The organism is Pseudomonas sp. GW821-FHT04D07, from assembly GCF_059420225.1.
The window spans coordinates 66,526-88,202 of sequence record NZ_JBWKTH010000006.1; the positions used below are offsets into that span (position 1 = coordinate 66,526).

Annotated in this window: 22 protein-coding genes; 10 read left to right on the top strand and 12 right to left on the bottom strand. The window is 62.6% G+C overall.

The window, feature by feature from the left end:
* Positions 1-124 precede the first annotated feature (124 nt).
* The 3 genes from maiA to hmgA are packed head-to-tail and all read right to left on the bottom strand — an operon-like array spanning position 125 to position 3,382.
* The gene (gene maiA, locus AC07T0_RS10230) at positions 125-763 is read right to left on the bottom strand and encodes a maleylacetoacetate isomerase (protein WP_495001065.1); all 639 of its coding nucleotides are present in this window, start codon (positions 761-763) and stop codon (positions 125-127) included.
* A gap of 12 nt (positions 764-775) precedes the next feature.
* On the bottom strand, positions 776-2,080 hold the full coding sequence (gene fahA / locus AC07T0_RS10235) for a fumarylacetoacetase (protein ID WP_495001066.1): 1,305 nt from the start codon (positions 2,078-2,080) through the stop codon (positions 776-778).
* 3 nt (positions 2,081-2,083) lie between these two features.
* Positions 2,084-3,382: a homogentisate 1,2-dioxygenase gene (gene hmgA, locus AC07T0_RS10240; protein ID WP_495001067.1), complete on the bottom strand. Its 1,299-nt coding sequence runs from the start codon at positions 3,380-3,382 to the stop codon at positions 2,084-2,086.
* A 185-nt stretch (positions 3,383-3,567) separates the two neighbouring features.
* On the opposite strand from hmgA, the gene AC07T0_RS10245 reads away from it, so the two are divergent.
* A complete protein-coding gene (locus AC07T0_RS10245) occupies positions 3,568-4,362 on the top strand; it encodes an IclR family transcriptional regulator (RefSeq protein ID WP_495001068.1) in 795 nt (264 codons plus the stop codon).
* 147 nt (positions 4,363-4,509) lie between these two features.
* On the opposite strand, the gene AC07T0_RS10250 is transcribed toward AC07T0_RS10245, so the two are convergent.
* From AC07T0_RS10250 to AC07T0_RS10260, 3 genes are all read right to left on the bottom strand, one after another.
* Positions 4,510-7,059 (bottom strand): LuxR C-terminal-related transcriptional regulator, encoded by a 2,550-nt coding sequence (locus AC07T0_RS10250; RefSeq protein WP_495001069.1) that lies wholly within the window; start codon positions 7,057-7,059, stop codon positions 4,510-4,512.
* Between the two features lie 244 nt (positions 7,060-7,303).
* Entirely contained in the window at positions 7,304-8,671 is a 1,368-nt protein-coding gene (locus tag AC07T0_RS10255; RefSeq protein ID WP_495001070.1) for a DUF1329 domain-containing protein, read from the bottom strand.
* 24 nt (positions 8,672-8,695) lie between these two features.
* Entirely contained in the window at positions 8,696-10,480 is a 1,785-nt protein-coding gene (locus AC07T0_RS10260) for a DUF1302 domain-containing protein (RefSeq protein ID WP_495001071.1), read from the bottom strand.
* Between the two features lie 543 nt (positions 10,481-11,023).
* Here AC07T0_RS10260 and AC07T0_RS10265 point away from each other — a divergent pair.
* Positions 11,024-11,797 carry an N-acetylmuramoyl-L-alanine amidase gene (locus tag AC07T0_RS10265; RefSeq protein ID WP_495001072.1) on the top strand — a complete coding sequence of 258 codons (774 nt, stop codon included), beginning with the start codon at positions 11,024-11,026 and terminating at the stop codon, positions 11,795-11,797.
* A 146-nt stretch (positions 11,798-11,943) separates the two neighbouring features.
* On the opposite strand, the gene AC07T0_RS10270 is transcribed toward AC07T0_RS10265, so the two are convergent.
* The 4 genes from AC07T0_RS10270 to AC07T0_RS10285 form a co-directional block, all read right to left on the bottom strand.
* Positions 11,944-12,855: an SDR family oxidoreductase gene (locus AC07T0_RS10270; RefSeq protein WP_495001073.1), complete on the bottom strand. Its 912-nt coding sequence runs from the start codon at positions 12,853-12,855 to the stop codon at positions 11,944-11,946.
* A gap of 175 nt (positions 12,856-13,030) precedes the next feature.
* On the bottom strand, positions 13,031-13,813 hold the full coding sequence (locus tag AC07T0_RS10275; protein WP_495001074.1) for a class II aldolase/adducin family protein: 783 nt from the start codon (positions 13,811-13,813) through the stop codon (positions 13,031-13,033).
* A gap of 132 nt (positions 13,814-13,945) precedes the next feature.
* Positions 13,946-14,632, bottom strand: a complete 687-nt coding sequence (locus AC07T0_RS10280; protein ID WP_495001075.1) for an LrgB family protein — start codon at positions 14,630-14,632, stop codon at positions 13,946-13,948.
* On the bottom strand, positions 14,622-15,008 hold the full coding sequence (locus AC07T0_RS10285; protein WP_495001076.1) for a CidA/LrgA family protein: 387 nt from the start codon (positions 15,006-15,008) through the stop codon (positions 14,622-14,624). Before AC07T0_RS10285 ends, AC07T0_RS10280 begins: the two co-directional genes overlap by 11 nt.
* 97 nt (positions 15,009-15,105) lie before the next feature.
* On the opposite strand from AC07T0_RS10285, the gene AC07T0_RS10290 reads away from it, so the two are divergent.
* A complete protein-coding gene (locus AC07T0_RS10290; protein WP_495001077.1) occupies positions 15,106-16,011 on the top strand; it encodes a LysR family transcriptional regulator in 906 nt (301 codons plus the stop codon).
* A 129-nt stretch (positions 16,012-16,140) separates the two neighbouring features.
* Here the strand turns inward: AC07T0_RS10290 and AC07T0_RS10295 are convergent, their stop codons facing one another.
* Complete coding sequence (locus AC07T0_RS10295; protein WP_495001078.1) at positions 16,141-16,593, bottom strand: flavodoxin; 453 nt, start codon at positions 16,591-16,593, stop codon at positions 16,141-16,143.
* Between the two features lie 158 nt (positions 16,594-16,751).
* On the opposite strand from AC07T0_RS10295, the gene AC07T0_RS10300 reads away from it, so the two are divergent.
* On the top strand, positions 16,752-17,216 hold the full coding sequence (locus AC07T0_RS10300) for a PAS domain-containing protein (protein ID WP_495001079.1): 465 nt from the start codon (positions 16,752-16,754) through the stop codon (positions 17,214-17,216).
* Between the two features lie 47 nt (positions 17,217-17,263).
* On the opposite strand, the gene AC07T0_RS10305 is transcribed toward AC07T0_RS10300, so the two are convergent.
* On the bottom strand, positions 17,264-18,235 hold the full coding sequence (locus AC07T0_RS10305) for a MerR family transcriptional regulator (RefSeq protein WP_495001080.1): 972 nt from the start codon (positions 18,233-18,235) through the stop codon (positions 17,264-17,266).
* A gap of 211 nt (positions 18,236-18,446) precedes the next feature.
* Between AC07T0_RS10305 and AC07T0_RS10310 the strand changes: the two genes are divergently transcribed.
* The 6 genes from AC07T0_RS10310 (at position 18,447) to AC07T0_RS10335 (ending at position 21,636) form a co-directional block, all read left to right on the top strand.
* Positions 18,447-19,016 carry an antibiotic biosynthesis monooxygenase gene (locus AC07T0_RS10310; RefSeq protein WP_495001081.1) on the top strand — a complete coding sequence of 190 codons (570 nt, stop codon included), beginning with the start codon at positions 18,447-18,449 and terminating at the stop codon, positions 19,014-19,016.
* A gap of 247 nt (positions 19,017-19,263) precedes the next feature.
* Entirely contained in the window at positions 19,264-19,974 is a 711-nt protein-coding gene (gene folM, locus AC07T0_RS10315) for a dihydromonapterin reductase (RefSeq protein WP_495001082.1), read from the top strand.
* A 24-nt stretch (positions 19,975-19,998) separates the two neighbouring features.
* Positions 19,999-20,559 (top strand): GTP cyclohydrolase I FolE, encoded by a 561-nt coding sequence (gene folE / locus AC07T0_RS10320; RefSeq protein WP_495001083.1) that lies wholly within the window; start codon positions 19,999-20,001, stop codon positions 20,557-20,559.
* A gap of 2 nt (positions 20,560-20,561) precedes the next feature.
* On the top strand, positions 20,562-20,933 hold the full coding sequence (gene folX, locus AC07T0_RS10325) for a dihydroneopterin triphosphate 2'-epimerase (protein ID WP_495001084.1): 372 nt from the start codon (positions 20,562-20,564) through the stop codon (positions 20,931-20,933).
* Positions 20,934-21,008: 75 nt separating this feature from the next.
* Positions 21,009-21,305, top strand: a complete 297-nt coding sequence (locus AC07T0_RS10330) for a DUF1244 domain-containing protein (protein WP_495001085.1) — start codon at positions 21,009-21,011, stop codon at positions 21,303-21,305.
* A complete protein-coding gene (locus AC07T0_RS10335) occupies positions 21,298-21,636 on the top strand; it encodes a HopJ type III effector protein (RefSeq protein WP_495001086.1) in 339 nt (112 codons plus the stop codon). The genes AC07T0_RS10330 and AC07T0_RS10335 overlap by 8 nt, the downstream gene beginning before the upstream one ends.
* The last annotated feature ends 41 nt before the right edge of the window (positions 21,637-21,677 follow it).

Below are 21,677 nucleotides of genomic sequence, written 5' to 3' on the forward strand. Positions count from 1 at the left end.
CCCCCCCCCCCCCCCCCCCCCCCCCCCCCCCCCCCCCCCCCCCCCCCCCCCCCCCCCCCCCGCTCCCACAAGTTTTACAGCGCGCTTTACTGCGGGGTGTTCCCTACAGTTTTTGCGGTGCGCCTTACAGCGGAGTATCCGGCTGGTTCGCCGGATGCGCCTTGATAAACGCCGGATGCTGTTCCGCCAAGGCGGCCACCCGACGAATACGTGGGTAAGCCTCCAGCGAGACCTTGAAACGCTGCGCCGCATACAGCTGTGGAATCAGGTAGACATCCGCCAGACCCGGCTCCTTGCCGAAGCAATAACCGACCTCGCCAATCAACTGCTCCACCGCCGCCAGCCCCTGGCTAACCCAGTGGGCGATCCACTCCTGCACCTGGGCGTCGTCATGCCCCCACTGGCGCAGCAGGTTGGTGGTGCCGGAGTTGTGCAGCGGATGAATATCGCAACCGATCAGCGCCGCCACCGCCCGCGCGCGGGCACGGGTCAGCAGGTCCGAGGCCAGCAGCGGCGGCTGTGGATAACGTTCTTCGAGAAACTCGATGATCGCCGGTGACTGCGTCAGCACATCGCCGGCGTCCGTACGCAAGGCCGGCACCCGGCCCTGCGGGTTCACCGTCAAGTACGCGGCCTGGCGCTGTTCACCGCCGCCCGGGGCAATAAGATTGATCGGCAGCGCGTGGTAATCCAGCCCCTTGAGGGCCAGGGCAATCCGCACGCGGTAGGACGAAGTCGAACGGTAGTAGGTGTAAAGCTCCATGGTCCTGTCCTCTCAACGCGCCGAGACAATCTTGCCCCGGCATTCGCCGAAGCCAATGGAAGCAAAACCTTCACGGCGGCAACGCGCCCGCAGGATGATTTCGTCGCCGTCCTCAAGAAACTTGCGCACTTCACCCGAGGCCAGTTCCAGCGCTTTCTTGCCACCTTCGGTGATCTCCAGCAGGCTGCCGAACTGCCCGGCTTCAGGACCGGACAAGGTGCCCGAACCGAACAGGTCGCCGGCCTGCAACTGGCAGCCGTTGACACTGTGGTGGGCAACCAGTTGCGCCACGGTCCAGTACATGTGCCGGGTGTTGCTCAGGGTCAAGCGCTGGGCCGGCAGGTTCTGCTCGCGCATGGCCTCGGTCAGCAGCAACACTTCCAGTTCGATATCAAAGGCACCGCCCTGCTGATCGCGCGCGTCGAACAGGTATGGCAACGGCTGCGGATCGCCTTGCGGACGCGCCGGCTGGGCCTGGCGGAACGGCTCCAGTGCCTCGGCCGTCACCACCCAGGGCGAGACGCTGGTGATAAAGCTCTTGGACAAAAACGGCCCCAACGGCTGGTACTCCCAGGCCTGGATATCCCGCGCCGACCAGTCGTTGAGCAGGCAGAAACCGGCGATATGCTCGGCGGCATCGCCGATGGCAATCGACTCGCCCATGGCATTGCCCGGGCCGATCCAGATGCCCAGTTCCAGTTCGTAGTCCAGGCGTGCACAGGGACCGAAGGTCGGCTCGCTCTGTCCGGCGGGCAAGGTCTGACCCTTGGGCCGCCGAACCTCGCTGCCGGACGGGCGTACGGTCGAGGCGCGGCCGTGATAACCGATGGGTACGTACTTGTAGTTGGGCAGCAACGGGTTGTCGGGACGGAACAATTTGCCGACATTCTGCGCATGCTCGATGCCGACATAAAAGTCGGTGTAGTCACCGATCCTGGCCGGCAGGTGCAACTGGCAATCGGCGGCCAGATGCAGCAGCTTGGCGCCCTGGGCTTCAATCTTGCCGCGCAGGCTGCTGCCTTCGCCAAGCAGTTCCAGCAGGCGAGCACGCAAGGCCACACGGGCTACGGCGCCGAGCGCAAAGAACGCATTCAACTGACCACCACGGGTCGCTTCGACAGCGACCTTGGCCTGGCCTTCAAACAAGCCAAGTTCCAGGGCCGCTTCCAGGTCGAAGATCTGCTCGCCAATCGCCACGCCACTGCGCGGGGTCGAGCCCTCGTAGCTGAACACCCCCAGCGGCAGGTTCTGCAACGGGAAATCGGCATGGCCGTTGGCGGACGCAACCCAGCTGCGAAGGATGGTTGGCTGAGTCATGGGTTATCTCCGATTCGGGTTGAAAGTGACGGGCACTGTGGCCCAGCAAGTATCGTAGTTGCTTTGCAGCTGCGGGCAATCCAGGGCGAAACGGCTCGGGCGCAGCACCTGGCTGGTCTCGAACATGAAGGCCATGGTGTTGTCGATCTTGCTCGGCGCCAGTTCGGCGGCAATCGCCCGGGTGCAGGTTTCACCGTCCGGACCATGGGCGCTCATGCAGCTGTGCAGCGACGCGCCGCCAGGCAGGAAACCTTCGGCCTTGGCATCGTAGGCGCCCTGGATCAGGCCCATGAACTCGTTCATCAGGTTGCGGTGGAACCACGGTGGACGGAAGGTGTTCTCGGCCACCATCCAACGCGGCGGGAAGATCACGAAGTCGAGGTTGGCCAGGCCAGGCACGCTGGTGGGTGAGGTCAACACGGTGAAGATCGACGGGTCCGGGTGATCGAAGCTGACCGTGCCAAGGGTGTTGAACCGGCGCAGGTCGTATTTGTATGGCACGTTGTTGCCATGCCAGGCGACCACGTTGAGCGGCGAATAATCAAGCTCGCAACCCCAGAGTTCACCGAGGAACTTCTGCACCAGGGTCGTCGCTTGCCGCAGGTCTTCATAGTGGGCGACCGGGGCCAGGAAGTCCCGCGGATTGGCCAGGCCATTGCTACCGATAGGGCCCAGGTCCGGCAGGCGCAGCGGCGCGCCATGGTTCTCGGCGAGGTAGCCACGGGCTTGCGGGTCAAGCAGTTCGACGCGGAATTTCAGGCCACGGGGCAAGACAGCGATTTCCAGTGGCTCGATCTCCAGCACCCCCAGCTCGGTGACGAGCCGTAGCCGGCCCTGCTCCGGAACCAGCAGCCATTCGCCGTCGGCATTGAAGAACACTCGTTCCATGGAACGATTAGCACGGTAGCCGTAAATACTGATGCCAGCCGGTGTCTGCGCCGCCGAATTGGCCGCCATGCTCACCAGGCCATCAAGCAAGTCGGTGGGCTCGCCCGGAATCTCCAGCGGGTTCCAGCGCAGGCGGTTGGGGGTGACCGCACCCAGCGGGCCACCGGCCAACTGCCGCTCCAGCTTGACGAACGCCGGGTGCCGGGCCGACGGCTGGATGCGATACATCCAGGTGCGCCGCGCTTCGCTGCGGGCCATGGTGAAAGCCGTGCCGGAGAACAGTTCGGCATACAGGCCGTAGGGTGCTTTTTGCGGGGAGTTCTGGCCGACCGGCAGCGCACCGGGCAGGGCTTCGCTGCTGAATTCGTTACCGAAGCCGGACTGATAGGCCAGCACCGTGGAATCGGGGTTCATGGAGCCTCCTGGAGGGAGTGGACCTGGGGCTGCCTCCAGATTCGGGAGGAGTGCAACACGGGTCGGTTTATTTTTATGGAGATGAAATTATGCATTACGTAACTTGATTATGCAGAACGTAATTTGATTGACAGTGCCCGTCAAGCTATAAAGACGCCCATTCGTCCCGGGATTACATTGCCTCCATGGAAAAGCCGCGCCCTACCAGCGACAGCAACGGTAAACAGAAAGTCCGCTCGGCTGAGGTCGGTACCGACATCCTCAAGGCCTTGGCCGAGCTATCGCCCAGTACTTCGCTGTCGCGCCTGGCCGAGCATGTGCAGATGCCGGCGAGCAAGGTCCACCGCTATCTACAGGCCTTGATCTCCAGTGGGTTCGCCGAGCAGAACCCAGCGACCAACCACTATGGCCTGGGTCGTGAAGCGCTGCGGGTCGGCCTCGCCGCGCTCAACAGCATGGACGTGCTGCACGTGGCGGCGATGCCGCTGGCGGAACTGCGCGACGACCTGAATGAAAGCTGTTTCCTCGCCGTGTGGGGCAACCACGGGGCGACCGTGGTGCATATCGAACCGGCCGTGCGCACGGTGACGGTGGTGACGCAGCTGGGTTCGGTGTTGCCATTGCTCAGTTCGTCCACCGGGCTGGTGTTCAACGCCTTCCTGCCGGATCGGGAAACCGTCGAGTTGCGTGAGGCGGAACTCAAGGCCGGACATCCGCATCCGCTGGCCGATGTCAGCGCGTATACCGCGACTTGTGAACAGATCCGCCAGCGCGGACTGCATTTCGTCCATGGCTTGCTGATGCCGGGGGTCGATGCCTTGTCGGCACCGGTGTTCAATGCCCTGGGCCAGGTGGCGGCAGTGCTGACGGTGGTGGGGCCGACGTCGCTGTTCCACGCCGATGAAAATGGCCCGGCGGCCAAGCGGTTGCTGGCGGCGAGCGAGGCGGTGAGTTGGCGGATGGGCTATCAGAAGACCTGAACCCTCTCGAACCTGGCGATATCCTGCAGCGAAACACCGTCCTTGTAGGAGCCGGCTTGCTGGCGATGGCGGCCGATCAGGCGATGCAAGACTCACTGGCCTCATCGCCAGCAAGCCGGCGCCTACAAGGACCGCATCAACCCGTCGTTAGCCCATCAAACCCAAAGCCTTGGCTTTGGCCACCGCCTGGGTCCGCCGCTCCACCCCGAGTTTGCTGTGAATCCGCCGCGCATGGGTTTTCACCGTGTGCAGTGAAATAAACAGCTGATCGGCGATCTGCAAATTGGAGCTGCCCAGGGCAATCAGCTTGAGCACTTCCAGTTCACGCTGGCTCAAGGGATTGTCACCGGTGGCGATCAGCACCTCCTCGAACCCCAGGCTCGCCAGCATCCCTGACTGGCGCAAACGCAACTCACGCAAGGCCTGTTGCAGGTTGCAGCGGCTGACCAGCGCCAAGCCCTCCTCCAAATGACTCTTGGCCAGCGCCGTTCGCCCTTGCAGAAACGCCACTTCCGCCAGTGCCAGGCGCAGCTCGGTTTCTATCCCCTGCATGCCGCGCCGCTGGGCCTGTTCAAGCAACAGCGCCAGCGCCTCCAGCGGCGCCTGAGCCTTGTGCAGATAGACCTGCGCCAGCACCAACAGGTATTCAAGACGTGGAATCAATTCCAGCGTCGCCGGGGGCGCCTGCACCCCATTCGCGCCGCTGTAGTGACGCAACACCCGGGTCAGCGCCTCTTCCGCCAGCTCGGGTCGCCCCTGCTGCAACCAGAAATGGCAACTGACCATCAGCAGCACCGCGCGATACACCACATCGGGGATATGCCGTTGCTGCATCAAACGTTCGGCGTCGCGCAGGCGGACAAACGCCTGGGCGTAATCGCCGTGGTTGGCATCCAGCAAGGCCAGCCCGAGAAAGCCGTACAAGGCCTGTTTATCCTGGCTGCGCAGGCACTCGTCCAGACCCGTCTGAAAATACTCGGCCGCCTGTTGATCGCGGCCCTGGCGCAGCGCGACCCGTCCCTGACGCAAGGCGATCCGCCCCAGCAGCGGCCCGGCCAGATGGCGTTTGGCCGATAACAGGGCCTGCATGTTGTCCAGCAGGCTCTCGCTGCGGTGCAGGGCACCACGCTGCTCCAGCAACTGCGCATGATCCAGCTCCAGCAGCGCCTCGAACAGCAACGAGCCTTGTGCCCGCGCCAGGCACAGGGCGTCGCGACTCAAGGCGTGAGCCTGCTCCAACTCGCCCGCGAGCAGCGCCTGCTGGGTCAGCCCCGACAAACAGAACAACCGCGCCGGCCAGGCGGCTGGCGGCAGATCCTGCAAGGACTCGAGAAAATGCCCACGCGCACATTGCGCCTGTCCCTGCAAATGCAGCAACCAGCCCTGCTGGGCCTGCCAACGCGCCACCAGTTGCCGTTGTGCCGCCGCCGATGGCTGCGGGATAAAACGGGCCATCTGCTCGATGCTGTGGGCCGCCTCGTCGAAGCGCCCGGCGAACAGCAACGCGGTGGTGATCAAGCCCACCAGATGCGGCGTGCCGAACATCAGCTCGTCTGGCTGATGCTCGTGCAGGCGCAACAGCAGCGCCACGTTCTGCTCCTGGAACAGGTAATCGAAGGTGAAGTTGTGCAACAGGCTGGCTGCCACTTCGAACTCTTCGGCGGCCAGGGCCTGCTCCACCGCCGCCTGCCAGTCACCGTGGGCGCTGAACCACTGGCAGGCGCGCCGATGCCAGGAGCGTCCAGCCGGCCAGGGTTCATCGCGCAGCAACAGGGCCAGTGGCGCGAACACCCGTAGCCATTCCGCGGAGTCTTCCCAGGGTTCGATAAAACACCCTAGCTCTTGCAGGGTGCGCATCCACTGGGCGCCCTCCCCCGCACCGAACAGGTGCTCGCAGAGGTCGGCATTGAAACGTGGCAGATGTACCAACACGCGCCAGGCTTCGGCCAGCTCCGGTGCCAGGGCATCGAACAGTTCGTGTTGCAGGTAGTCGAGCAAGGTCGCCGAACGTCGCGACCCGGCGTCGGGCGCGTTGGCGATCCAGGCCGGCGCCTCGAGCATGGCGACCCGCACCCCGGCGCACCATCCGGCGGTGTACTGGTCCATCCGGTCGAGGCACTGCGGGGTCAGGGTGATCGACGGATGACTGACCAACCGTTCGATTTCACCGCGCGCGAAGGCCAGGCTCGGGCCTTCGACTTCGTAGAGTTCACCTTCGAGCAACAGCCGCGGCCAGTTGCAGTGCGGCCGCCGCCGCACGCCCAGCCACCAGCTGAGGACCGGACTGCTGACCGCCAACAAGCGATCGAGCAGTTGATCCAGTGCCGGGTTGGGCAAACGACAGTAGTCGTCGAGAAAAATCCAGGTGGGGGTGGTCCAGCGCGCCAGCCGTGCCAACAGACTCGACTCGTCCTGGGGCTCGTCCAGCCCCAGCGCCTGGGCCAGGGCCGCGCAAAATGCGTCGGTCGTGAGGCTCGCCCCGGACAACGGCAGCCAGCACACGCCACAGCTGGGTGGGGCTTGCAGCAAGCATTCGGCGAGCAGGGCGCTCTTGCCGCTGCCGGCGGGCGCACAGAGCAAGCGGACCCGTGCCTGGGACTCGATCAACGGGGTACTCAGACGCGGACGTGGCAAATGACGGGAGGATAAACGAGGCAGGAACCCGGGACGGTCCAGACGCGGGGTCATGGCGGTCATTGCGGCGGCCTTTCTTGATTTTATCCAGTCACCCTAGCCCTGTTCGAGCCGGAGGATGAACAAATATTCAGGAAACTTATCGCTGACCATAAAAAACAGGCCCCAAGGGCCAATGAAAGGGATCTTGAAAACACCCCAAACCCTGTAGGAGCCGGCTTGCCGGCGATAGCGGCCGCAAGGGCGACGCAAGGCTCAAGGGCCTCATCGCCGGCAAGCCGGCTCCTACAGGGGGATGGCGAAGCGTTTAGCGCACCCCGCTTGCCCGCAGCGCCGCCGGCGTGTAATCCGCCGCCTTGCCGACAAAACCGAACTGGAAGCTGTGCTTCTCTTCGTTCTTCATGCCCAGGGCGATATAGCGCCCGGCAATCAGGTCATACAGCGCTTCAACGGTATAAGCCGGCACCTGGTGGTCGTAGTAGAACTGCGCATGACCTTCAGCCACCCGCCACAGTTGGCCGCGACCGTCGTAGTGATCCACCAGCGCGACCTGCCAGCTGTCCTCGTCGATGTACATATGACGCTTGGCATAGATATGCCGCTCGCTTGGCTTGACCGTGCCCTCGATTTCCCAGACCCGGTGCAGCTCGTAGCGGGTCAGGTCCTGGTTGATATGCCCGGCCTTGATCACGTCGGTGTACTTGAGGGTCGGCGAGTCCAGCTTGTAGCTGTTGTAAGGGATGTACATCTCCTTCTTGCCGATCAGTTTCCAGTCGTAGCGGTCCGGCGCGCCGGAGAACATGTCGAAGTTGTCCGAGGTACGCAGGCCGTCGGCGGCGGTGCCCGGACCGTCATAGGCGACTTGCGGGGCGCGACGCACACGGCGCTGGCCGGCGTTGTAGACCCAGGCCAGGCGCGGCTCCTTCACCTGGTCGAGGGTTTCGTGCACCAGCAATACGTTGCCCGCCAGACGCGCCGGCGCGGTGACTTCCTGCTTGAAGAAGGTCAGCACGTTGGCGCCCTTGTCCGGCGCCAGGTCGGGAATTTCCGATGGCACGGCGGCTTCTTCCTCGAAGGTGATCGGGGTGAAGGAGCCGTCGGTCTGCGGCGTGGCCTGGGTGATGGTGCGGCGCAGGTTGCCGCCGTGGTAGCGGGTGATGTGGTTCCACAGCACTTCCACGCCGTTCTTCGGAATCGGGAAGGCGTAGTAGCGGTTGCCGGTGAAGTTCGCCAGACCGTTACCGTCGTTGATTGCCGTGACATTCAGGGCGCTGCGCTTGGCCGCCTCCAGAACCGCATCCGGCAGCACCACGCTGCGGTGCGTCGGATAGACCGGGATCTTGTAGGTCTGCGGATAACGCTTGAACATCGCCAGTTGGCCTTCGGAGAGCTTGGCCTTGTACTGTTCGGCGGTGGCCGCAGTGATGATGAATAGCGGCTTTTCATTGGCGAACGGGTCGGCCAGGAAGCCTTTGCTGTCCACCGCGCCGGCGTTTTTCGGGATACCGCCGGTGTAGGCCGGGATCGAGCCGTCGGCGTTGCCGGCCTTTTCCGCGCCGATGGCAGTCAGGCTGGTACCGAGCTTGGCCGCTTCCTCCGGGGAAACCGCCGCCATTACGTTGGCTGCCAGCAGGCTCAAGGCCAGGGCGCCACATTGCAAAATCATCTTGCGCATAAAGTTGTCCTTCTCAAGCCTGGATCAGAAGTTCGCGCCGACGCTGAGCGCCACGAAGTCACGGTCAATCAGGGTGTTGTAGTTGCCACCGAAAAAGTCGGTGTAGCTGAGGCTCGCGGTGTAGGTGTTGCGGTAGTCGGCGTCCACACCGATGCTGACCGCCTTGGCGCCCTGGTTGAACAGGCCGTTGGGGCCGTATCCCTTGACGTCATGGGACCAGGACACGTTGGGCTTGAGGTTGATCCCGGCGAACACGTTGCTGTAGTCGAGGATCGCCCGGGCACGGTAGCCCCAGGAGGTCGCGGTGACGAAACCGCTGGTATCGCCCTGGTAACCATAGGCACCGTAGACCGAGTCACGCCCGTAACGCAGCTTGTCCTTGGTCTCCAGGCCGCCGACATAGGTCATCCCCGCCTCGCCCACCAACGTCAGGCGCTCGGCACCGAGGACCTGGTCGAAGAACTGCGTGAAGGTGGTTTGTACCTGGGTGATTTCCTTGCGACGGTAGCCGGAGTTGTCCGAACCAGGACTGGTCTGGATCGGCGAGGCGGCGCCACCGGCAATCGGGTTGACCAGCGCCAGGGTCAGGTCGGTGGTGTTGAGCTGCACCGGAGCGTTGGGACGATAGCTGATCTCGCCACTCCAGGCGGTGCCGGTCGGCAGGGTGGTGGAGAAGCTGGCGCCGTAGAGTCGGATGTCTTCCGGATACTCAAGGTAGTACTGACCGCGTCCCAGCATGATGCTTTGCGCCAGACCGCTACGGAAGGCGGCTGGCGCCAGCGGCAGGATACTGCCCAGCGCCGTGATGGTGCTGGCACTGGCGGTGGTGGTGCCGACGGTCGGGGTACGGCTGTGGTAGTTCATGAAATACAGGCCGTACTCGGTGTCGCTGCCCAGCCAGCGCAAGGCCATGCCCCATTGGCCGCCGTCACGGGCATCGCGGTCATCGCCACGCTGCACCACGACACCTTCCGGAGTGACCTGAAAGCCCTGGCCGAACGCCGCGGCCAGCGGTTGCAGCGGCGCAATCGCCGGACTGCCGACGGTGTAGTTGTTGTTGCAACCGTGCTGCACCACATCGTTGCCGAAGAAGGTGCCGCAGTTGTCGACGACGGTGTTTTCCCAGTTCAACTGGTAGAACCCTTCGACCGTCAGTTGGTCGGTCAGGCTCTGGGAGGCGAAGAACATGTTGACCGGGATCAGGCCTTCCTTGATCTCGGCACCTGGCCGGCGGAAGGCCGATACGTCGATGGGGTTGATGCTGTTGATCGAGTTGCCGATAAAGGTACTCTCACCCCAACTGACCACCTGCTTGCCCAGGCGCACGGTGCCCGGCAGGTCGGCGATGGAGTAGTTGTGGTAGACGAAGGCGTCGAGCAGTTGAGCGCCGGAAGAACGTGCCGCTTCATCGCGATGGTGATCGCTGATGTCCTTGAAGTCCTGGCCGCCGTCGGCTGTCGCAAAGTCGTACCAGTACTTGCCGCGGACGAAGACGCCGGTGTCACCGTATTTCAATTCCAGGTCGTGAATACCCTTGATGATCTTCGAGAAGGCTTCGCCCTTCTTGTAGTTCAGGCGTCCGTCATCACCGGTGGCGGCCTGGCCGGTACCGCCATTGGGCACCCCCACCAGGCTCTTGTCGGCATCGCGCAGGCCCCAGCTCACGCCGGCCGACAGGGATGAGTCGAATTTGCCTTCGATTTCTCCGATGTTGAACGAAACAGCCTGCGCCTGCGCACTGACGCTCATGGCAACCGCGATGGCCAGAGCCTGCGGCGTGAAGATGGCGCGCATTGTTGTTTTTGTCATGCGTCTTCCCCGGTGTGTGACAGAAGGCTTCACCCTACTCACCACCAACGGGAGCGATAAGCGCACCAAGGAGGTATTCGTGCTGTACCTCGAAAGGATGAATGCAGGCTTGCGACGCGGTTTGCAGCGGACCATCGAACCGGTGGATAGCGTGTCATAGCGCACATGGATAGAGGATTGTCCGGGATGACTCCGGTTGCCGCAAATGGAAAAGCGACTGTTACCCCAGCGGTAACGGTGATTGTCGCAAAGCGGGCTTTTTCAGCCGGGGGCAGGTCCTTATTATGCTCATCATTCATTGTTTACTGACGTTGATTTACTCCTTGATCGAACGTCTTCCCTTGGCCACTGCGTTTGCAGTGGCCTTTTTTATGCCTGCGTCATTCGCCCCCGTACAACGTCTCATCAGCGCTGACACGAGCAAAATCAAACACCGAGACCCTTCGTACACGGTTGAAAGACCCAAGCCTCTTCCCACTGATTGAGACCGGGATTCACTCTGTAGCACTCAACTACATCACGTCATGGGGAAAGGAATCGCTGATGAAACCGATCAACTACAACGCCTACCGCAGCACGCGGAGTTTCAACGACCGGGTTCGCTTGCTGGTCATGCATTACACCGCCGGCGACTTCGCCAGCGCCCTCGGGTTTCTGACCGGTCCTAATGTCAGCAGTCATTACCTGGTGCCCGATGTCACCGACCCGAGCTATCTCCAGGCTGGCTTCAAGGAACAGGAAGTGTTCAATCTGGTCGACGAACAAAAACGCGCCTGGCATGCGGGCATCAGTGCCTGGGACGGCAGGACGCAGCTCAATGACACCGCGATCGGCATCGAGATCGTCAACCTGGCGTCCGAGAGCGCGGGACAGTTTCATTTTCCGCCTTATGAGCCGCGGCAGATCGAAGTGCTCAAGCAATTATCGCTGAATATCCTCGCCCGCTATCCCGATATCGGCCCCACCCAGGTGGTCGGGCACTCGGATATCGCCTGGAATCGCAAGAGTGATCCGGGAGCCGCCTTTCCCTGGCACGACCTGTATCTGTCGGGCATCGGTGCCTGGTTCGACGAAGCAACCCGCGACCAGTACCTGCGCAAATACACGTGCGACGGCCTGCCACCTCGGGCAACGGCATTGGAGCAGTTCAAAAAGTATGGGTATGACGTGACGGGAGCGGACACGGAGAAGGGATTCAAACAACTGGTCAGGGCGTTCCAGTTGCATTTCCGGCCAAAGGATTATGCCGGCGCGCTCGATGCCGAGACCGCCGCCATCCTCGCGGCGTTGGTGGAGAAATACTTCCCAAGGGCATAAAACCGACACAGGGCCAGCCCTTATCCCGGTCATTGAAAACACCGCGTACTGTACAAGCCGGCTTGCTGGCGATGAGGCCCTTGAGCCCTGCATCGCCGGCTCGGCAGCGCCTACAGGTGCTGCCTTGTGTCAGGTAGAGCCGTTATTCAGGCTATGTACTTCTGCAGGTTCACCATCATTTCCCGTAGCGCTTCGGGTGTGTCCTTCGGATGCACGGCACCCTCGAAATCGCAGATCTGCTTCCAGCTGGCCGCCACGTCTTCCACGGAAAAACCGTTGTGCGGGTCGAAGCCGGCGCCCAGGCTGCGCTCCCAGCGGGTCTTGCCGATCCAGCCGCCACCGACTTCGAACAGACCGGAAGTTTCATCGCACTGCTCACTGCCGAGGAACACCACCAGCGGGCTGATCAGCTCCGGCTTGAGCAGCTCGAAGACCTGCGGCGGGATCAGGCCTTCGGTCATGCGCGTGCCGCCAGTCGGGGCGATGGCGTTGACCAGGATATTGTTCTTGCGGCCCTCGATGGCCAGGGTCCGGGTCAAGCCATACAGGCCGAGCTTGGCCATGCCATAGTTGGACTGACCAAAATTGCCGTAGATGCCGGACGTCGACGCGGTAAAGATCACCCGCCCGTAGTTCTGCTGGCGCAGATGTGGCCAGGCGGCGTGGGTGACTTTGTAGGCACCTTCGACATGCACCCGGTAAACCAGGTCCCAGTCGGCGTCCTCCATCTTCAGGAAGGTCTTGTCCCGCAGGATCCCGGCGTTGTTCACCACCACATCGATACGGCCAAAGGCATCCAGGGCGTTCTGCACGATCTTGTCGCCATCGGTGACCGAGTCGTGGTTGGCCACGGCGGTACCGCCGGCCTCGCGAATCTCGGCCACCACCTTGTCCGCCGCCGAGGCGTTGGCGCCCTCACCGTGGGCCGAGCCGCCGAGGTCGTTGACCACCACTTTCGCCCCATGGCGGGCGAACAGCAGTGCATGGGCACGCCCCAGGCCGCCACCGGCGCCGGTAACGATCACCACTTTATCTTCGAAGCGCACAGACTCACTCATACAGGACTCCAGCCAGGGCCGATGGAAATAGAAGCCGAGTGTCGGACACCCGGCCTTTGCTCACAATAAAGTCGGCCAGGGCTGAATAGTGTGCGATAAGGCAGCGGGATAGTCCGGCCCTGGCCGCGACTGCCCGCATTGACGCCCACTCCCCGGGCAATCCCGGACGCTGGCCTCAGAGTCTGAATCCGGGGTCCTGCTGGTCCAACTTGCGCAGCAGCGCCGGCCAGGCCAGCGCACCGCCCATGCCCTGGGCGCTACGGGTCACCGCGGCGACCATGGCCTTGGCCCCGGCGAGAATCTGCGGCTCGATGACGATCAGTGGCGCCGCGCCATTTTGCGCCAGCACCTGGATATCGCAGGCCCGTTGGAAGGTGAACATCATCAGGAAGGTATCAGCGATGGTCGAGCCGCAGGTCAGCAGGCCGTGGTTGTGCAGCATGAGAAAGTTGTTTTCGCCGAGATCGGCCTGCAACCGCGCTTTCTCCTCATGGTTGAGGGCCACCCCTTCGTAGGCGTGATAGGCCAGGCTCGACAGCACGAACAGCGATTGCTGGCTGATGGGCAGCACGCCCTGCTGCTGCGCCGAGACCGCGACACCGGCGGCGGTGTGGGTGTGCAGCACACAGGTCACGTCGTGCCGCACCTCATGAATGGCGCTGTGGATAGTGTAGCCGGTCGGGTTGATCTCATAGGGGCTGTCCAGCAACTTGTTGCCGGCCTGATCGACCTTGACCAGGCTCGACGCGCTGATCTCGTGGAACATCAGCCCGTAGGGGTTGATCAGGAAATCCTCGGTACCCGGGACCTTGGCCGAGATATGGGTGAAGATCAGGTCGTCCCAACCGTGCATCGCCACCAGGCGATAACAGGCTGCCAGGTCCACGCGGGTCTGCCATTCGGCGGCGCTGACTTGGCTCTTCACATCGGGTGCGGCGGTAACAGGGGCTGCGTTCACGGCACTGACCTCGGCGGTTTTCGGTTTTTATTCTAGTACCCGCCAGTCTAGAGCAGCCCGTTGCCGCAACGGAGTTGCCTTGCCAGCCAGCTTGATGACCCAGCGAGTCAGCCAGGGCGGCCGAAGATGAAATCAGATCATTGCCGCCAACAAGGGCGCGGCAAACAGGTTCAGCAGACCGGTCAGGACCATCACCAGGCCCGCCACCGAGCCCTCTTCACCGCCCACTTCACGGGCGCGGCTGACCCCGGCACCGTGAGCCCCGACGCCGAACAACGCACCGCGCGCCAGACTGCTGCGCAGCGGCAACCACTTGAGCAGCAGCCCGCCGAGAAACGCCCCGAAAACCCCGGTGACCATCACGAACACCGCGGTCAGCTCGGGCACGCCACCCAGGTTCTGCGCCAGCGGCATGGCAAAGGGCGTGGTGATCGAGCGCGGCACCAGCGACAAGGTCAAACTGTTATCCAGCGACAGCGCCCTGGCCAGCCAGTAAGAGCTGCCGATAGACGCCGCGCTGCCGGCCAGCATCCCCAACAGCAACGCCGGGCCATGGCGCAGCAGCATCTGCCGCTGCTGCCAGATCGGCACCGCGAAGGCCACGGTGACCGGCCCCAGGATCAACATCAACCAGTGGGTATCGCGCGAGTATTCGGCGTACGCCGTGTGCAGCGGTAGCGCCACCGCGAGCAGCACGAAGGGCACCAGGATCAGCGGCGACAGCAGGTAACGCCCCGTGCGGCCATACACCCAGCGGCTGAACACATAGGCCAGCAGGGTCAGCCCCAGCCAGAACAAGGACATCCACTCAAGCTTCACGACGGGTGCTCCAGCGACAAACGAACTCGACGGTAAAAGCGGTCGCCAGCATCACCGCCAGGGTACTGACGCCGATCACCAGCAGGATCCGCCAGCCGTCCTGGCGCACCATGGCGCCATAGTCCAGCAGGCTCATCAACGCCGGGATGAAGAACAGCAACATCTCCGCCATCAACAACCCGGCCCCCAGTTGCAGGGTGGCGGGCTTGACCCAGCCAGTGGCAAAGGCCAGCAACAGCAGCGCCAGGCCGATCACCCCGCCGGGAATCGGCCAGTGGCTCCAGGCGGCGAACAGCATGCCCAGCTGATAGAGCCCCAGTAATACGGCCAGTTCGGCCAGCAGGCGACAGGATTTTTTCAGCAATAGACGGTTCATCGGATTCAGTCCTCTCTGGAAACCAATTTTAAAGTTGTCGCTACCATCCCAAAAGCGAATTGTTAGACTAGAAGTCATTCCAATTTGGAATCAGGTCATGGAATTCAAGCAACTGCGCAGCTTTATCGAGGTGGTCCGTCAGGGCGGCTTCACCCAGGCGGCGAAAACCCTGCACATCAGCCAGTCGGCGGTCAGCAAGCAGGTTGCCCAGCTCGAACACGACCTCGCCACGCCATTGTTCGATCGCCAGGGTTCACGGGTCCTGCTGACGGCGGCCGGCGGCGTGGTGCTGCAACGGGCTGAAGAAATGCTGCGCCTACGCGACGGGTTGCTCAGCGAACTGGATGACCTGAGCCACCTGGCCCGCGGCGAACTGCGCCTGGGTCTGCCGCAACTGGGCGGTGAAACGCTGTTCGCCAGCCTCTTCGCCGAGTACCGGCGGCGCTACCCGAATATCAGCATTCACCTGCTCGAAGGCGGCAGCCTGAATATCGAGCCGGCGGTGCTGAGCGGCGAACTGGAGCTGGGCGGCAGCCTCAAGCCGAGCGACCCGGCGTTCGACTACCAGCTGTTTTGCGACGAGCCACTGGATGTGTTGCTGGCGAACGATCATCCGCTGGCCGAGGAAGGCTCGATCCGCCTGGAACAATTGGCCGATACGCCGTTTCTGTTGTACCAGCGCAGTTTCGTGCTCAATCACCGCCTGATGGAAGCTTGTCGGCAAGCCGGCTTCACCCCCAAGGAGAGTGGACGCAGCGGCCAGGCCGACTTTCTCGCCGCGCTGGTGGCCGCCGGGCAAGGCGTGGCGCTGCTGCCCAGCGTGGTTGCACGCTCGCTGATACGACCCGGCGTGGTCCGCCTGACTTTGAGCTCACCTAGCGACCTGCGCTGGGATATCGCCTTTATCTGGCGCCGCGGCGCTTACCTGTCGAAAGCCGCCCAAGCCTGGCTGGCATTGTTGCGCGAGCAGCCAGTCAGCCACCGGTACAATACCCCCGTGTAGGAGCCAGCTGGCTGGCGATTGCGATCCGATAGCCAACATCGTTGTCGCCTGAACAATAGCTATCGCCAGCAAGCTGGCTCCTACAGTGTGGTATTTCAAGACAAGATCGGCGACGCCCGCTCGCAGGCCTTAGCGCAAGACGCTGATGAACTCGGCCAGCCACGGCTCGGCATCGGTTTCCGGGGTGACGCTTTCGCTGGCATCCAGACGCAGCATTTCCTTCACCTCCCGCACGCCCAGCTCGGCAAACAACTCACGCATCTGTTCGCCGCCGCCACAGAAAGTATCGCCGTAGCTGGAATCACCCAGGCCGATCACCCCGCCCGGCAGGCCACGCCACGCCGCCGGCAACTGGTCGCGGATGGCGTTATACAGCGGTTGGAGATTGTCCGGCAGCTCACCCATGCCAGTGGTGGCGGTCACGGCCAGGAAGGCCTCCGGGGCGAAGGCCTGAACATCGGCCAGGGTCGCCCGCGGGTTGTGCCAGGCTTCAAAACCGGCCTCGCGAAGGATTTTTTCAGCGTGGCGGGCAACTTCTTCGGCGGTACCGTAGACCGAGCCGGAAAGGATGGCAACTTTCATCAATCTGATCCTGATGCTGGATAAAAACCCCAGGATACCAGCAGATGAGAGACTTTCTCACAAAACCCGCCCCTCGCCGCAAGCAAATGGAATGGATTATTCAAGACGATGTCTTAAACTTCGACAGATTCGTCAATGGACTGCGGGTGCGCTGAAGAATGATAAATCCCAAACTGTTGCAACTGGTGATTGATGCGTCGAACGACGGTATCGTCGTGGCCGAACAGGAAGGCGAAGACCATATCCTGATCTACGCCAACCCGGCGTTCGAACGCCTGACCGGCTACACCAACGAAGAGACTCTCTACCAGGATTGTCGTTTCCTGCAGTCGGGCGACCGCGACCAGCCGGCACTGGAACTGATCCGCGAAGCCCTGCACACACGCAAGCCGTGCCGTCAGATCCTGCGCAACTACCGCAAGGATGGCAGCCATTTCTGGAACGAGCTGTCGCTGTCCCCCGTGCTCAACGAAAGCGACCAACTGACCTATTTCGTCGGTGTACAGAAAGACGTGACGGCGCAGGTCAAGGCGCAACAGCGGGTAGCCCAACTGGAAGCAAAACTGGCCGAGGTTCAGGCTGAGCTGGATGCGCTCAAGGCCGCCACCGGCCAGCCGCGATAACCCAGGCAGCAATCCCCCGTCGGCCAAGGCAGACGCCTGATCGTCGATCAGGTATCGAGCCGACCGGCCAGCAATTGCTGCAAGCGCCGGCGCATCAGCCGGCCGTCATTGCCCAGGCAGCCGATGCTCGAGCCTTCCAGGCGTTCCTGCAGCAACTCCGCAACATCCCCGGCCAGCATCACCGCGCAGTCCACCGACAGCGCCAGGCGATTGAGCCGGCGTGGCAGGTCGGCCATCGGCGAACGGTTGGAATACAGCACCAGCGCCTCGGGCCGGACCCTTTCACAGACCAGGGTCAGTTCATCGAAGGGCTGGCCAACTGCCAGAACGCTGACGGAGCGGTCGCCGTCGCCCAGCAACAGGCCGGCCACCAGCAATTCGAGTTCACGACATTGATCCGGTAAAGCGGCGAGCACGATACGCTGGGAAGGCAGCCCGCGAACCAGGTGCAGGCGCTGCAGGACCCGCGCGCGCAGGAACGCATCGAGAAACAGCCACTCGCTGACCTGGCCGAACTCGTTCGTCTGTAGCAGCAGGCGCTGCCACAACGGCAGGAGGATATTCTGGAACACCACGGTCAGCGGATAACAGGAAAACACCTGCCCGTAGAGACGTTCGAGGGCTGGTTCGTCGAAAGCGCTGACCGCGGCGCGCAATTGCGTCTGCCACTCGTCCCATTCCGTCTGGGCAATCGATTGCGTGGAAATGCCGGTGGGTGTGTGGATGGACACGGCCTGGACGGCGGTTTTCGCCAGAATCTTGCCCACCTTGCTCACCGCCACACCGCGCTCGATCCAGCCCATGATGGTGCGGACTGTCTCGATATCGCTCATGGCATAGAGCCGATGCCCACTTTCGGTGCGCGTCGGTTGAATCAGACCGTAGCGTCGCTCCCACGCCCGCAGGGTGACCGGGTTGACGCCGGTCAGGCGCGAGACTTCACGAATGGGAAACAACTCCTCCTGTTTCAACGCCCGCAACAGCGGCGTGGCAGGTTCAAGTTCGGTCATGACGGGCATCTGTCACACATTTATGAATAGGATTTGACCGATATTCTAGCCCACGGGATCCAACTCTCTGCAAATCGTACGCAATACGAGTCACTTGCTTGGTGCATTTCGCGAGAATAGGGAATAATTCTTGCCTGTCCACACACGCAGCCCACCACCCCGGCGCTGCGTTGCGCATCTGCCTTACCCGGGCGGCATGCTTGTCTTACGGAGATACATGATGTCTACCTCACCCGTCACCATGATGGTTGCCCGGCGTGTCGCCGAGGGCCGCTACCAGGAGATGCTCGCCTGGTTGCATGAAGGCGAATTGCTCGCCACCGACTTCCCCGGTTACCTGGGCTCCGGCGTGCTCGCCCCGCCGTCCGGCGATAACGAATTCCAGATGATTTTCCGCTTCAACGATGCCGCGACCCTCAACGCCTGGGAGCATTCCGCCTCGCGCAAGGCCTGGTTGGCGCGTGGCGGCGACCTGTTCGCCGGGCCGCAGGAACGGCGGGTCAGCGGCATCGACGGCTGGTTCGGCGCCGTGGGCCAACGACCGCCACGTTGGAAACAGGCGGTGGCGATCTGGCTGGCGTTCTTTCCGGTGTCGCTGCTGTTCAACTTTGGCCTGGGGCCGTTGCTGGCCGAGTTAAGCCTGGGGCCGCGGGTCCTGGTCAGTACCCTGGCGCTGACACCGTTGATGGTCTACTTCTTCATTCCGCTGTCGACCCATTTGCTGGCGGGTTGGTTGCACAGTACGAAGGCCTTGGCGCTGCCGAGCGACACGGCCACCGCCAGGCGTTGAAACAACAGGGTCCTGTAGGAGCCGCCGGTCGACGCTCGATTGCCAGCGATAGCGATGCAGCATTCACCGCCGTCATCGCTGGCAAGCCAGCTACAGGTTTCGCGGTGCCAATAAGACCCCGTTCTCATTGACAGATCGGTACCGTGGCAGCGCTCGCCACGTACAACGGTTGTACAAGCCCAGTGGCTGGTATAGTTTTGACTTCAACGTCAACCGACGCCTCTCCACCGCTTGCCACGAGCCATCGATGCCACCGTCTAGTGCCCCAATCCTGATTACTGGCGCCGGCCAGCGTGTCGGCCTGCACTGCGCAGAGCGACTGCTGGCCGACGGCTACCCGGTGATCGTCAGCTATCGCAGCGAGCGTCCCGGGGTCCAGGCCCTGCGCGACCGCGGTGCCACCGCGCTGTTCGCCGATTTCTCCAGCGAAGCCGGGATCCTGGCCTTTATCGAGGTGCTGAAGCAGCACACCGACTGTCTGCGGGCGATCGTTCACAATGCCTCGGCCTGGATTAAAGAAGGCCCTGACAATGAAACCGCGGCCTTTACCCAGATGTTCAGCCTGCACATGCTGGCGCCCTATCTGATCAACCTGCATTGCGCCGAGTTGCTGGAGCGCTCGCCAATGGCCGATATCGTGCACATCAGCGACGATGTCACCCGCAAGGGCAGCAGCCAGCATATCGCCTACTGCGCCAGCAAGGCCGGCCTGGACAGCCTGACCCTGTCCTTCGCCGCCCGCTACGCGCCACGGATCAAGGTCAACGGCATCGCCCCGGCCCTGCTGATGTTCAACCCCGACGACGACGCGGCGTACCGCGCCAGGACCCTGGCCAAATCGGCCCTGGGTATCGAACCCGGAGCCGGGGTGGTCTACCAGAGCCTGCGCTACCTGCTGGACAACCCGTATGTCACCGGCACAACCTTGACCGTCAACGGCGGCCGGCACCTTAAATAAGCCGCCCCGCGAGGAACCCTTTCCATGAGTGCCACACTGCCCGAGCATTACCGCGAGATCCTTCTGGGGCTGGGCGAAAACCCCGACCGCGAGGGCCTGTTGGACACCCCGAAACGGGCCGCCAAGGCCATGCAATACCTGTGTCACGGTTATGCCCAGAGTCTCGAAGAAGTGGTCAACGGTGCGTTGTTCGCCTCCGACAACGACGAGATGATCATCGTCAAGGACATCGAGTTGTACTCGCTGTGCGAACACCACCTGCTACCCTTCATCGGCAAGGTCCACGTCGCCTACATGCCGACCGGCAAGGTCCTGGGGCTGTCGAAGATCGCCCGGATCGTCGACATGTTCGCCCGTCGCCTGCAGATCCAGGAAAACCTCACCCGGCAAATCGCCGACGCCATCGAACAAGTGACCCAGGCCGCCGGCGTGGCGGTGGTGATCGAAGCCCAGCACATGTGCATGATGATGCGCGGCGTGGAAAAACAGAATTCGACCATGAACACCTCGGTGATGCTCGGCGCCCTGCGCGACTCAAGCACCACCCGCATGGAGTTCCTGCAACTGATTGGACGGAGCAAGTAGCAATGCCACAACTTCAACCAGGCATGGCGCGCATCCGGGTCAAGGACCTGTGCCTGCGTACCTTTATCGGCATCAACGAAGACGAGATCCTCAACAAGCAGGATGTCCGGATCAACCTGACCATCCTCTATGCGGCCCAGGAAGCGGTGCGCGACAACGACATCGATCACGCCCTGAACTACCGCACCATCACCAAGGCGATCATCCAGCATGTGGAGGGCAACCGCTTTGCCCTGCTCGAGCGCCTGACCCAGGAGCTGCTCGATCTGGTGATGAGCAACGCAGCCGTACTTTATGCCGAGGTCGAGGTCGACAAGCCCCACGCGCTGCGGTTTGCCGAGTCGGTGTCGATTACGCTCGCGGCGAGCCGTTGAGCCACTGAGCCGTCTGGCATTCGCCGCGCCAGGCTCTTATCATCGCGGCCTACCTTCACCCCCACAGAGTCCATCATGACCGAGCAAGAACGCCTCGAACTCGAAGCCGCCGCCTTTCGCCGGCTGGTCGCCCACCTGGACAGCCGCAAGGATGTGCAGAACATCGACCTGATGAACCTCGCCGGGTTCTGCCGCAACTGCCTGTCCAAGTGGTACAAGGCCGAAGCCGACGAACGCCAGATCGAGGTCAGCCTCGACGACGCCCGTGAAGTGGTCTACGGCATGCCTTATGCCGAATGGAAAGCCCAATACCAGCAAGAAGCCAACGCCGAACAACAGGCGGCGTTCGCCAAAGGAAAACCCCATGAGTGATTTGAACACCCTGCGTGCCAGCCTCAACAGCGGCGCCCATGTTTTTGCCGAGACCCTGGCGTTCGTTGCCGCCGGTTACGACTACCAGCCACAAGCGTTCAACAACGGCGGCGTGGAAAACGCCGCCGGACAGAACGAAGGCTCGTGCAAGACCCTGGGTCTGGCGCTGCTGGAAGGCTTGAGCGATCAGGAAGCGTTGCTCGCCTTCGGCGAACATTACCGTTCGGTCCTGGCCACCCCCGAGGGCAGCGACCACGGCAATATCCGCGCGTTGATGAGCCACGGCCTGGCCGGCGTGAAGTTCACCCAGGCGCCGCTGACTCGCCGCTGATCCAGGGCCCGGCCAGCACATCGCGACTTTTAAGATTGACC